Here is a 12895-nt window from a genome sequence, read left to right on the forward strand (position 1 = left end):
CGGCGCCCCCCCCCGCTCAGCTTGCGGTGACTCGAAACTTAGGTCCGACTGAAGCCCGACTGAAGCCCGACTGCCCCCGGTGGCCATGGGCCGCTGATCCTGCACAATGCGGCATCTGTCACCGAGAGGGTCTATGCAAAGGCGTCAATTCATCATCCAGGGCAGCGCCAGCCTGTCCATGCTCGCCGTGCCCGCACTGGGCCAGGCCCAGGCCCGGCCGGTCGAGGGCAAGCAATACCTCAAGCTGAGCGCGCCCCTTCCCGGCGTGGCCGCTGACGGCGAGGTCGTGGAGTTCTTTTCCTACACCTGCCCGCATTGCCATGCCTTCGAGCCTTCGGTGCAGCAGTGGCTGACGCGCAAGCCGGCCAAGGTCCAGTTCAAGCGTGTGCCGCTGGTCATCAATCCCATCGCCAGGGTCACGCAGAAGGTCTACTACGCCCTGGAAGCCATGGGGCAGGTGGAGGCCCTGCACAGCCGGGTCTTCAATGCCGTGCAGGCCGACCTGAGCAAGTTCCAGAGCCTCGAAAGTGCCCAGGCAGAGCTGGTGAAGCTGGGCGTGGATGGCGCCCGCTTCAAGCAGATGGCGGAGTCCTTTGGCGTGCAGTCCAAGTGTCAGCAGGCCACCAGCGCGGGTCAAGCGGTCGCCAGCCATGGCGTGCCCACGGTCGTGGTCAACGGCCGCTGGGTGACCAGCCCCTCGATTGCACAGGGCTATCCCGAAGCCCTGGCCGCCATCGACCATCTGCTGACCCTGCCGCGGGCCTGAGTCACATGGCGGGCTACGGTGCGCTGATCAAGGAAGTCGGGCGCGGCGCACGGGGTGCACGCAGCCTGGACCGATCGCAGGCCGCGGCGCTGTATGGCGACATGCTTGACGGCCGGGTGCCGGACATGGAACTGGGCGCCTTGCTGATCGCCCTGCGCATCAAGGGCGAGAGCTGCGAGGAGTTGCTGGGCTTCCACGAGGCTCTGCAGGCCCGCACCGCCCGCCTCACGCTGCCCGCTGGACCGCGCCTGGTCCTCCTGCCCGCCCTCAACGGCGCCCGCAAGCTGGCCAATCTGATGCCCCTGGTGGCGCTGCTGCTGACGCAGCGGGGCGTGCCTGTGCTGATCCATGGTCGCCATGACTTCGACAGCCGGGCGGACTCCTTCGAGCTGCTGCAGGCCCTGGGCCTGGAACAGACCGGCGACCTGCACAGTCTGTCAGCCGCCCTGGCGACCGGCAGGCCGGCGGTCGCCCGCCTGGGCCTGCTGTGCCCCGGTCTGGATGCGCTGATGGCCCTGCGCCAGCGCCTGGGCGTGCGCAACAGCGCCCACATCATGGCCAAGCTGCTGGACCCGGCGCCCGGGCGCAGCCTGCGGGTGGTGGCGGTCACCCATCCCGAGTACCTGGACAGCATGAGCGAGGCCCTGCCCGCCCTGTGCCGGGACAGCAACGGGCGGGCCCTGCTCATGCGCGCCTGCGAAGGCGAGGCCCATGCCCACCTGCGCCGCAAGGCCTGGATGCAGCGCTTTGGCCCGGATGGCAGCACCGAGCTTCAAACGGGCGACGATGACCTGAACCAGCCGCTGCTGGAACTGCCCGGCATCCAGGACAACGCCGCCCTGGTTCAGGACTTCCTCGCGGGCCGGCGCCCCCTGCCGGCCCGCATCGAGGAGCAGGTCCAGGCCCTGGAGGCGCTGGCCAGGGACTGAGGCAGCGGCCGCCCTTTGCTGGGTCGGCCAGGCAGAGCGCGCTGCCACGCCAGCGCCCCGGCCGAGGCCTGCGGGCACCCCTTGAGACATCCCGGCTGCAGCCCGCCACCCGGCTGACAGCCCCCGCGATGGTTACCAGCTGTTCACCTGCCCCGACTCTCTCAGCCCGGGAAGCGGCGATGGCTTGGCGTGTCCTGCCCTTTCCACCTTGGCGCCGCACCGCCCTTCAGGCACGCGCCGGCGGGCGTCGCCGACACGCTGCGGCCGGCGCCAAGCCCCACAGCGTCGCGTTCCTGCACGCAGGCTCCCGGTGCCGCGCATGCGAACGAGGACGGAAGCCAGCGCTGCAGAGGGCCCGTCCGCAGGTTTCCCTAGGCGAGAAGGCCTCTCTGGCGCAAGTCGATACAAAGCGTCACCAACACCCCAGGGATTTCCTCTTGTTAAATATTCCCTGCGTACGTCCAATATATTGTCATCAGCGGATGTACATAGTTGTGATACGCAGGACTGCTGATGCAGGGCTCGGCCCTAGCGCGAGCCCGTAGTTCCCGGTCCGGCCGGCCGGGACTCATCCCCTCAAACCAAATCGGAACCCCTCCTATGCGAACCCCCACTCTGACGGGGCTTGGCCTCGCCATGTCCTTTTGCCTGAGCCTGTCCCACGCCGATGCCCTCCCTGCGGGCCCGCTGCCGCAGAACCAGCAGGCGGACAGCCGCCTTCCCGCAGCCCACAGCCACGCGGAGCACCGCACGGTCGATGCCAAGGACCGCCCGCCCGTGTCTGCGGAACGCTCGCGGCCCAGCGCTGACAACGTTCGGCGCAGCAAGCTCAGCGTGAACAGCAAGGCAGCGTTGGCCGCCTCCTGCGACACCACGCTCTTCACCACCCGCAGCGGCAGCGCCCTGGTCGAGGCTGTGCGCACCAGCACCGCCGACTGCATCAACTCGCTCTTCAGCCTGCGCGGCACCGACGCCCAGCGCGCCTTCAACGAGACCCAGATGCGCAGCGTCGCCGACGGCCTGCGCAGCTACGCCGCGAGCTACAACGGCACCAACAGCAGCGGCGTGCTGCAGCTGATCCTGTTCCTGCGCGCCGGCTACTACGTGCAGTACAACGACAGCGCTTCGGTGGGCACCTACGGCAGCACCCTGAAGAGCGCGCTGCGCGGCGCCCTGGACACGCTGTATGCCAATGGCAGCATCTTCGGCGTGTCGGACGCCAACGGCGAGGTGCTGGCAGAGTCCGTCATCCTGATCGACTCCTCCACCGAGAACGCGCGCTACGCCTGGGTGGTCAAGCGCCTGCTGGACTCCTACACCAGCAGCTGGAACAGCTCGTACTACATGAAGGTGGCGGTCAACAACACCTTCACCGTGCTGTGGCGCGGCCACCAGAACGCCGACTACCAGGCGCTGGTGAAGTCCGACCTCTCGCTGCAGACGGCCGTGAGCAACTTCGCCAACCGCAACTGGGGCCTGATCGGCACCACCGAAAGCTACCTGGTCAGCAATGCCGCCAAGGAGCTGTCGCGCTTCCTGCAGTACCCCACCATCATCTCGACCACCCGGCCGCAGGTGCAGGCCCTGATGAACCGCGGCGGCCTGGGCACGTCCAGCCAGGCCATCTGGGTGGGTCTGGCCGACATGACGGACTACTACGACCCCGGTCAGTGCAACACCTATGGCAGCTGCAACTGGAAGCCCCGCGCCGAGGCCGCCGTGCTGCCGCTGAAGCAGGTCTGCAGCCCGAGCCTGACCCTGCGCGCACAGTCCATGACGGCCGCCGAGCTCAACGCCACCTGCACCTCGGTGATCAACGAGGAGGCCTACTTCCACAACAAGCTTCAGACCAACCGCACGCCTGTCGCCAACGACAACAACAGCAGCCTGGAGCTGGTGGTCTTCGACAGCAGCTCGGACTACCAGGACTACGCCGGCGCGCTCTTCGGCATCGACACCAACAACGGTGGCATGTACATCGAAGGCAATCCGGCCCAGGCCGGCAACGTGCCGCGCTTCTACGCCTATGAAGCCGAGTGGGTGAAGCCCAGCTTTGAGGTCTGGAACCTCAACCACGAGTACACCCACTACCTCGACGGCCGCTTCGACATGTACGGCGACTTCGGTGCCAACATGACCACGCCCACCGTCTGGTGGGTCGAGGGCCTGGCCGAGCACGTGTCCTACTGCTATCGCAATGTGCGCTACAGCAATGCCCTCACCGAGGCCGGCACCTACCGCTACGCCCTGAGCACGCTGTTCGACACCACCTACGACAACGCCGACCAGACCCGCGTCTACAACTGGGGCTACCTCGCCGTCAGCTTCATGCTGGAGAAGCACCGCGCTGACGTCACCACCCTGCTGGGCCTCTACCGCAAGGGCGACTGGACGGGTGCGCGCAACCTGCTGAAGAGCACCATCGGCACCCGCTACGACGCCGAGTTCCGCACCTGGCTGGGCAGCGTGGGCACCACGGGCGTGAACTGCGGCAGCACCCCGGCCCAGCAGGCGCCGGTGGCCTCGTTCAAGACCAGCGTCTCCGGCCTGACCGTGGGCTTCACCGACACCTCGACGGACGCCGACGGCACCATCGCCAGCCGCGTCTGGAGCTTCGGTGACGGCAGCAGCTCCACCGCCGCCAACCCCAGCAAGACCTACGCTGCCCCCGGCAACTACACGGTCAAGCTGACGGTGACGGACAACAGCAAGCTGAGCACCACGACCACCCAGGTGGTGAGCGTCTCGAACCCGACTTCGCAAGCGCCGGTCGCGTCCTTCAAGGTCGGCACCACGGGCCTGACGGCGTACTTCACGGACACGTCCACCGACGCCGACGGCACCATCGCCAGCCGCCTGTGGGACTTCGGTGACGGCAGCACCTCGACCTACACCAACCCCGCCAAGACCTACGCCGCCAGTGGCATCTATACGGTGAAGCTCAAGGTGACGGACAACAGCGGCCTCAGCACCACGACCTCGCAGTCGGTGTCAGTCTCGGGCACCGTGCCGTCCACCTGCCCCACCCGCACGGACAGCATGAGCAACGGCTGCGTCCGCACCGGCCTGGCCGGCGCCGCGGGTGACCTGCTGTACTACTTCATCTACGTGGACAAGCCCAATGTGCAACTGAGCATCAGCACCAGCGGCGGCACGGGCAACGCCGACTTGTACGTCAACACCCAAGGCTGGGCCTCGCCGACCTCGCACAACTACCGCTCCACCAACAGCGGCAATGCGGAGACGGTGGTGGTGCAGGTGTACACGCCGGGCTACGTCTACCTGACGGTGTCGGGCAAGACGGCGTTCAGTGGCCTGAACCTGAGCACCAAGTACTGAGTGACTTGAGATGAGGGGCCGGGCTCCCCCGGCCTCGCACGCGGGCCGCGCTTGCGCCAGATGTCTGGGCAGGCGCGGCCTTTTTGCCTTTTTTCATTGAGGGGCCCGGCGCGTGGCCGTGCCGCCCGACAGGCCTACTGCACGGTCCTGATCTCCACAAGGGCCAGGAAGGACAGGCAGCTCTCATCGGCGTTCGGCGCCCGATAGCAGCCCATCGCATCCAGGTGCTTGACCGCGATGGCAGCAAGCTCCCAGGCCATGGGCTCGTCCGCCTCGAAGGTGTCGGCCTCGCCGAACACGGCATAGCCGGTCGCCGACTCCAGCGCCCTCAGGGCCTCGGCCTTGGCCCGCAGCTTGGGCAGCAAGGACACATTGGCCCAGGCCCACAGCCAGGTGTCGGACCGGCGCGAATAGCTGCCGACGTGGATCACGTCCGCCTCCACCCGCAGCCTGTCCTGCGCATCGAAGAACTGGAGCGTCTCCGCCTCCTGGTCGAACCACCATCGCCCGTGCGCGCTCAAGTTGTAGACGGCCTGCAGGGAGGCCTGCTTTGCCTGGAGCTCCTCATTGGCCTCCGCACGGAACGCCTCAAATGCCTCTTCGTTCATGGCTCGCTTGCTTTCTGGGGAGTCTCGGGGTGAGCGGGTGCTCTGTGGCCGGATTGTGCCTCGGCGCCCTCAGGGCCGGCCCCGCCCCCTGCCAGCCCCCAGACGCCGCCAGGGACAGCCTGCGCCGGCGGCCCGCGCTCATGGCTTTATTCCAAATCAGCCATAAGTAATCTACGATTCAGTAGTTCTCATATATATAAAGGACTTCTACAGTCCGCCACCTAGGCTGCCAATGGGGGCTGCCACGAGGAGCGGATGTGGATGGAGTAGCGATTGCCAGCGGCTTCGGCGTCGGCGCCATCGTCGGGATCACCGGCGTGGGCGGCGGCTCGCTGATGACGCCCCTGCTGCTCTCGGTCTTCAAGCTCAACCCGGCCGTGGCCATCGGCACGGACCTCTGGTTCGCCGGGCTGAGCAAGCTCTCCGGCTCCGTGGCGCACAGCCGCCACGGCCATGTGCGCTGGGACATCGTCCGCCAGTTGCTGGCCGGCAGCATCCCCGCCTCCCTCGCCACCGTGGCCCTGATGCACTTCACCGGCCTCACCAAGGGCTGGGCCAGCGCCCTCACCTTCTCCCTGGGCATCGCCCTCTTCCTGACCGCCCTGGTCGTGGCCTTCCGCCCCACCTGGCAGGCCGTGGGCCTGCGCCTGGAGCGCTACATCCCCGAGCACCGCAAGCCCGCGCTGACCGTGATCAGCGGCCTGATCCTGGGCGTGCTGGTCTCCCTGTCTTCCATCGGGGCCGGCGCCATCGGCGCGACCCTGATCCTGCTGATCCACCCCCGGCTGCAGGCCCGCTACATCGTGGGCAGCGACATCGCCCATGCCGTGCCCCTGACCCTGGTCGCCGGCATCGGCCATGCCAGCCTGGGCCATGTGGACTGGGCCCTGCTGGGCTCTCTGCTGATCGGTTCCATCCCCGGCATCTGGCTGGGTGCGCAGGCCACCCGCCGCCTGCCCGACGGCGTGATCCGCAGCCTGCTGTGCGCCTCCCTGCTGATGGCCGGCTGGAAAGTGCTTCACTGAATCCCTGAGTTGAACTGACATGTACGCCTACACCGACTTCGACCGCCAGTTCGTCCACGCCCGCGCCGCGCAGTTCCGCGACCAGCTGGAGCGCAACCTGGCCGGCACCCTGAGCGACGACGAATTCCGCCCCCTGCGCCTGCAGAACGGCTGGTACGTGCAGCGCCACGCCCCCATGCTGCGCGTGGCCGTGCCCTACGGCGTGATGTCCTCGCGCCAGCTGCGCCAGCTGGCCCGCATCGCCCGCGAGTTCGACCGCGGCTACGGCCACTTCACCACGCGCCAGAACCTGCAGTACAACTGGATCCCGCTGGTCAAGTCAGCCGATGTGATGGACCTGCTGGCCGACGTGGACATGCACGGCATCCAGACCAGCGGCAACTGCATCCGCAACATCACCAGCGACGCCACGGCCGGCGTGGCCCCGGACGAGATCGTCGATCCCCGCCCCTACGCCGAGGTGCTGCGCCAGTGGAGCACCCTGCACCCGGAGTTCGCCTTCCTGCCGCGCAAGTTCAAGATCGCCATCTCCGGCGCCCGCGAGGACCGCGCCGCCATCGCCTGGCATGACATCGGCCTGCAGCTCAAGAAGAACGAGGCCGGCGAGGTCGGCTTCGAGGTGCTGGTGGGCGGCGGCATGGGCCGCACGCCGGTGATCGCCACGAAGATCCACGACTTCCTGCCCTGGAACCAGATCCTCGTCTACATCGAGGCCATCGTGCGCGTCTACAACCGCTACGGCCGCCGCGACAACCTCTACAAGGCCCGCATCAAGATCCTGGTGAAGGCCGAGGGCCAGGCCTTCATCGACGACGTCAACCGCGAGTTCGCGCAGATCCTGCAGGACGACCCGGCCGGCCACGAGCACATCATCCCGCAGGCCGAGCTGGACCGCGTGGCCGCCAGCTTCGTGGTGCCGGCCGGCGTGGCCGCGGTGCCAGGTCTTGACCTCTTCGAGGGCGTGCAGCCCGGCGCCTACAAGCGCTGGCTGGAACGCAATGTGAACGGCCACCGCCTGAGCGGCTACCGTGCCGTGACCCTGTCGCTCAAGCGCGTGGGCCAGGCCCCCGGCGACGCGACCGACGCCCAGATGGACGCCGCCGCCGCGCTGGCCGACCAGTTCAGCCAGGGCGAGCTGCGCGTCACGCACGACCAGAACCTGCTGCTGCCCTGGGTGCGCGAGAGCGAGCTGCCCGCGCTCTTCGAGGCCGCCCGCGCCAACAGCTTCGCCACGCCCAATATCGGCCTGCTCAGCGACATGATCGCCTGCCCCGGCGGCGACTTCTGCGCCCTGGCCAACGCCCGCTCCCTGCCCATCGCCGCCGAGATCACCGAGCGCTTCCAGGACCTGGACGAGCTCTACGACATCGGCGACGTGGACCTGCACATCAGCGGCTGCATCAACTCCTGCGGCCACCACCACAGCGGCCACATCGGCATCCTGGGCGTCGACAAAGACGGCACCGAGTGGTACCAGATCACCCTGGGCGGCTCCGACGGCTCCACGCTCTCCGGCGCCTCGCAGGCCGGCAAGGTGATCGGCCCCTCCTTCGCGGCCGATGAGGTCAGCGACGTCATCGAGTCCGTGGTGAGCACCTACAAGCGCGAGCGCCAGGCTGCCGAGCGCTTCATCGACACCGTGCGCCGCGTCGGCATCGAGCCCTTCAAGGCCGCCGCCAACGCCGTTCGCTCCTCCACCGCCGCCCGCTGAAGACTGCAGAAGAGACCGCCATGAAGTTCATCGACACCCACCACGACCAATGGCACCGCGTCGCAGGCGAGGACGGGCCCCAGCCCCACCCGAGCCCGGCCGCCCAGCTGCTGCTGAGCCTGGAGCAGTGGCATGCCGTGCGCGACACCTGGCCCGCGGATCTGCCCGTGGGCGTGCAGCTGGCCAATGATTTCGACATCGAGGAGCTGGTGGCCGACCTGCCCCGCCTCGCCCTGATCGCCCTGCAGTTCCCCAAGTGGGTCGACGGCCGCGCCTACACCCAGGCCCGCCTGCTGCGCGTGCGCTACCAGTTCAGCGGCGAGATCCGCGCCGTGGGCGATGTGCTCGTGGACATGCTGCCCCTGCTGGCCCGCACCGGCTTCGACGCCGTGCAGCTGCGCGGCGACCAGAGCCGCGAGGCCGCCGAGCGCGCCCTGGGCTTCTTCCCCGGCCACTACCAGGGCGATGCCAGCGAGCCCCGCCCGCACTTCGCCAAGCTGCTGGCAGCCCACGCCTGAGGAGCGCCCCATGAGCTCACCTGACAGCACCAGCAGCGTCTCCTTCCTGCCCTCGGGCAAGGCGCCGCAAAGCTCGGCCATCGGCCTGTATGCACGGGCGACGGCCGGCTTCGAGGACCGCCTGGAAGAGACCCGCCGCCTGCTGCGCGAGGCCCATGCCGAGTTCGGTGACGCGCTGCTGCAGTCCAGCAGCCTGGGCGCCGAGGACATGGTCATCACCGCCCTGCTGGCCGAGCTGCAGCTGCCCGTGGCCGTGGCCACCCTGGACACCGGCCGCCTGCACGCCGAGACCCTGGCCCTGATCCCGCAGATCCGCGCGCAGTACGGCATCGAGGTGCAGGTCTTCACGCCCGTGGCGGACGCCGTCGTGCATTTCGTGAAGACCCGCGGCGAGAACGCCATGTACGAGAGCCTGGCCCTGCGCAAGGAATGCTGCGGCATCCGCAAGCTGGAGCCGCTGTCGCGTATGCTGGCCGGCCGCGGTGCCTGGATCACCGGCCTGCGCCGCGAGCAGTCCGCCAACCGCGCCGAAGTGCCCTTCAGCGAGCCGGACGGCCAGGGCCGCACCAAGCTCAACCCGCTGGCGGCCTGGAGCTGGGCCGATGTCTGGCATTTCATCCAGACCCGCGCCGTGCCCTACAACGCCCTGCATGACCAGTTCATGCCCTCCATCGGCTGCGCGCCCTGCACCCGCGCCATCGCCGTCGGCGAGGACTTCCGCGCCGGCCGCTGGTGGTGGGAGAGCGAAGACGCCAAGGAGTGCGGCCTGCACAAGTCCAAGAGCAACGAAGAACTGAAGTCTGGAGCGCACGCATGAACGCCCCCGTGAACCTCGAACACCTGGTCGCCAACGTCGACCACCGCCACCTGGACCACCTGGAGGAAGAGGCCATCTTCATCCTGCGCGAGGTCGCCGCCGCCTTCGAGCGCCCGGGCCTGCTGTTCTCCAGCGGCAAGGACTCCTGCGTGGTGCTGCGCCTCGCCGAGAAGGCCTTCAAGCAACGTGTGTCGGGCAATGAATTCAAGGGCAAGCTCCCCTTCCCCCTCGTGCACGTGGACACCGGCCACAACTTCCCCGAGGTGATCGAATTCCGCGACCGCCGCGTGGCCGAGATGGGCGAGCGCCTGGTGGTGGGCCACCTGGAAGACTCCATCAAGAAGGGCACCATCCGCCTGGCCCACCCGCTGGAATCGCGCAACGGCCACCAGACCGTGACCCTGCTGGAGACCATCGAGGAGCACCGCTTCGACGTGCTGATCGGCGGTGCCCGCCGCGACGAGGAGAAGGCGCGCGCCAAGGAGCGCATCTTCAGCCACCGCGACAGCTTCGGCCAGTGGCAGCCCAAGGAACAGCGCCCCGAGCTGTGGAACCTGTTCAACACCCGCATCCGCCCGGGCGAGCACTTCCGCGCCTTCCCCATCAGCAACTGGACCGAGCTGGACGTGTGGCTCTACATCCAGCGCGAGAACATCCCGCTGCCGCAGCTCTACTACGCCCATGAGCGCCAGGTGATCCGCCGCAAGGGCCTGCTGGTGCCGCTGACCGAGGTGACCCCGCCCGAAGCTGGCGAGACGGTCGAGACCGCCACCGTGCGCTTCCGCACCGTGGGCGACATGACCTGCACCTGCCCGGTGGAGAGCGACGCCGCCAGCGCCGCCGACATCGTGGCCGAGACCCTCACGGTGACGGTCAGCGAGCGCGGCGCCACGCGCATGGACGACCGCACCTCGGACGCCTCCATGGAGCGCCGCAAGAAAGAGGGCTACTTCTGACGCCACCGCGCGGCGCCCCGGCGCCGCAGCCCGCCCCCGATCCGGCAAGACCTGACCCCGGGCACCTGATGACTACAGATTGAGCAAGCCATGAGTGCAGTTCCCCACTTCGAGACGGTCCACCAGCAGGACGTGGACACCCAGCACCGCGCCCTGCGCTTCCTGACCGCGGGCAGCGTGGACGACGGCAAGAGCACCCTGATCGGCCGCCTGCTGTTTGACAGCCGCGCCATCCTGGCCGACCAGCTGGACACGCTGGAGCGCCGCGCCGCCGGCCAGCCCATCGACCTCTCCCTGCTGACCGACGGCCTGGAGGCCGAGCGCGAGCAGGGCATCACCATCGACGTGGCCTACCGCTACTTCGCCACCAAGGCGCGCAAGTTCATCATTGCCGACGCCCCGGGCCACGAGCAGTACACCCGCAACATGGTCACCGCCGCCGCGGGCAGCGACGCCGCCGTGGTGCTGGTGGACATCACCAAGCTGGACCTGGCCCAGGCCGAGGTGCCCCTGCTGCCGCAGACCCGCCGCCACAGCCTGCTGGCCCACCTGCTGCGCGTGCCCAGCATCGTGTTCGCCGTCAACAAGATCGACGCCCTGGCCGCGGACGCCACGGGCGAAGGCTTCGCCAAGGTCAGCGCCGCCCTGCGCCGCTTCGCCGAGGAAGCCGGCATCACCGTGACGGCCATCGTGCCCGTCTCGGCCCTGAACGGCGACAACGTCACCCAGCCCCTGGACGCCGCCTGGTACAACGGCCCCTCCCTGCTGCAGGTGCTGGAAAGCCTGCCCACGGCGCAGGAGACGGTCGAGGGCCCGCTGCAGCAGCCGGTGCAGTACGTGAGCAAGGAAGGCGAAGGCACGGGCTACCAGCCGCGCACCTTCTGGGGCCGCATCGCGCAAGGCCAGGTGAAGGCGGGTGATGAGGTCGAGGTGCTGCCTAGCGGCGTCAAGGCCCTCATTGCCGAGGTCCGCCGCGCGGGCGAGACGGTGGCGCATGCCGTGGCCGGTGAATCCGCCGGCCTGGTCTTCGACCGCCAGGTGGACGTGAGCCGCGGCGACTGGATCGTCGCCCCCGGCAGCGCCGCGCCGCGCCAGCAGTTCGAGGCCACGCTGGCCTGGCTGGACACCGAGCCGGCCCAGATCGGCCGCAAGTACTGGGTGCGCCATGGCAACCGCTGGGTGCAGGCCCGCATCAGCGCCATCGAGCACCGCCTGGACATCCACACCCTGGCCGAGACCGAGGCCCACGAGCTGGCCGTCAACGAGATCGGCCACGTGGTGGTCGAGCTGCAGGCCCCCCTGCCTCTGGCCGCCTATGCGGACAACCGCGTGGCCGGCGCGCTGATCGTCGTCGACCCCACCAGCAACCGCACCTCGGGTGCGCTGCTGGTGCGCTGAGCCACCGGTTCCAGCAAGACCTGACCCCAAGGAGCTCCACATGGGACGCGTCATCTTCGTCAGTGCAGGCCCCGGCAGTGCCGACCTCATCACCCTGCGCGGCCTGCGGGCCCTGCAGCAGGCCGATGTGGTGCTGTTCGACGCCTTGACCGACCCCGCCCTGCGCGAATTCGCCCCCCACGCCCGCTGGCTGGACGTGGGCAAGCGCGGCTTCTGCGACTCCACCGCCCAGACCGCCATCAACGCCGCCCTGGTGCGCGAAGCCCGCCAGGCCGGCGTGGTGGTGCGGCTCAAGGGCGGGGACGCCAGCATCTTCGGCCGCCTGGAAGAAGAGCTGCTGGCGCTGGACGAAGCCGGGATTGATTCCGAAGTGGTGCCCGGCGTGACCGCCGCCATCGCCGCCGCCGCCCAGACCCGCCGCCCCCTGACCCGCCGCGGCCAGGGCCGCAGCGTCGCCCTGACCACCGCCATGACCAAGGACGGCGACCTCCAGGCCCTCAAGAGCGCCGACACGGAAGTCTTCTACATGGCCGGCCGCCAGCTCGGCGCCCTGGCGCGCAAGCTGGCCCTGGCCGGATGGGCAGGTGACACGCCGGTGATGGTGGTCTCCCGTGCCGGCTGTGCCGATGCCCTGAGCAGCGAGCACACCGTGGCCACCCTGCCCGCCGCCAGCCTGCTGCACCGCGGGCGGCCCACCGTCGTGACGGTCGGGGCCGGTGCCGCGCCCGTGGGGTCGTCCAAGCACAGGCGGTCCGCGGGCGATCAATGCCCCCAAGTTGAGCCCCATCAAGTGGAGCCGACGATCACGCACGATTAAAATCCGCCCTT

General features: G+C 68.8%; 11 protein-coding genes. 10 read left to right on the plus strand and 1 reads right to left on the minus strand.

Translation table 11 applies throughout. The features are described from left to right. Positions 1-133 precede the first annotated feature (133 nt). The 3 genes from H5407_RS04600 to H5407_RS04610 all read left to right on the plus strand — a co-directional run bounded on the left by H5407_RS04600 (position 134) and on the right by H5407_RS04610 (position 5034). Positions 134-766, plus strand: coding sequence for a thiol:disulfide interchange protein DsbA/DsbL (locus H5407_RS04600; protein ID WP_183103262.1), 633 nt, complete (start codon positions 134-136; stop codon positions 764-766). Between the two features lie 5 nt (positions 767-771). Then, positions 772-1695, plus strand: coding sequence for a DNA-binding protein YbiB (gene ybiB, locus H5407_RS04605; RefSeq protein ID WP_183103263.1), 924 nt, complete (start codon positions 772-774; stop codon positions 1693-1695). A 636-nt stretch (positions 1696-2331) separates the two neighbouring features. Then, the gene (locus H5407_RS04610) at positions 2332-5034 is read left to right on the plus strand and encodes a collagenase (RefSeq protein WP_183103264.1); all 2703 of its coding nucleotides are present in this window, start codon (positions 2332-2334) and stop codon (positions 5032-5034) included. Between the two features lie 134 nt (positions 5035-5168). Here H5407_RS04610 and H5407_RS04615 read toward each other — a convergent pair whose 3' ends face one another. Then, a complete protein-coding gene (locus H5407_RS04615; RefSeq protein ID WP_183103265.1) occupies positions 5169-5642 on the minus strand; it encodes a DUF6882 domain-containing protein in 474 nt (157 codons plus the stop codon). 257 nt (positions 5643-5899) lie between these two features. Here H5407_RS04615 and H5407_RS04620 point away from each other — a divergent pair, with 257 nt between their 5' ends. The 7 genes from H5407_RS04620 (at position 5900) to cobA (ending at position 12884) form a co-directional block, all read left to right on the plus strand. Beyond that, positions 5900-6667, plus strand: a complete 768-nt coding sequence (locus H5407_RS04620; protein WP_183103266.1) for a sulfite exporter TauE/SafE family protein — start codon at positions 5900-5902, stop codon at positions 6665-6667. Positions 6668-6686: 19 nt separating this feature from the next. Beyond that, positions 6687-8378 carry a nitrite/sulfite reductase gene (locus tag H5407_RS04625; RefSeq protein WP_183103267.1) on the plus strand — a complete coding sequence of 564 codons (1692 nt, stop codon included), beginning with the start codon at positions 6687-6689 and terminating at the stop codon, positions 8376-8378. 20 nt (positions 8379-8398) lie between these two features. Then, positions 8399-8896 (plus strand): DUF934 domain-containing protein, encoded by a 498-nt coding sequence (locus H5407_RS04630; RefSeq protein ID WP_183103268.1) that lies wholly within the window; start codon positions 8399-8401, stop codon positions 8894-8896. Between the two features lie 10 nt (positions 8897-8906). Continuing rightward, positions 8907-9713, plus strand: a complete 807-nt coding sequence (locus H5407_RS04635) for a phosphoadenylyl-sulfate reductase (RefSeq protein WP_183103269.1) — start codon at positions 8907-8909, stop codon at positions 9711-9713. Then, positions 9710-10669: a sulfate adenylyltransferase subunit CysD gene (cysD, locus tag H5407_RS04640; RefSeq protein ID WP_183103270.1), complete on the plus strand. Its 960-nt coding sequence runs from the start codon at positions 9710-9712 to the stop codon at positions 10667-10669. The genes H5407_RS04635 and cysD overlap by 4 nt, the downstream gene beginning before the upstream one ends. 90 nt (positions 10670-10759) lie before the next feature. Then, on the plus strand, positions 10760-12067 hold the full coding sequence (locus H5407_RS04645) for a sulfate adenylyltransferase subunit 1 (RefSeq protein WP_183103271.1): 1308 nt from the start codon (positions 10760-10762) through the stop codon (positions 12065-12067). 40 nt (positions 12068-12107) lie between these two features. Then, the gene (cobA, locus tag H5407_RS04650; RefSeq protein ID WP_183103272.1) at positions 12108-12884 is read left to right on the plus strand and encodes a uroporphyrinogen-III C-methyltransferase; all 777 of its coding nucleotides are present in this window, start codon (positions 12108-12110) and stop codon (positions 12882-12884) included. Positions 12885-12895: the final 11 nt, after the last annotated feature.

This window comes from Mitsuaria sp. WAJ17 (genome assembly GCF_014174515.1).
GTDB lineage: Bacteria > Pseudomonadota > Gammaproteobacteria > Burkholderiales > Burkholderiaceae_C > Roseateles_B.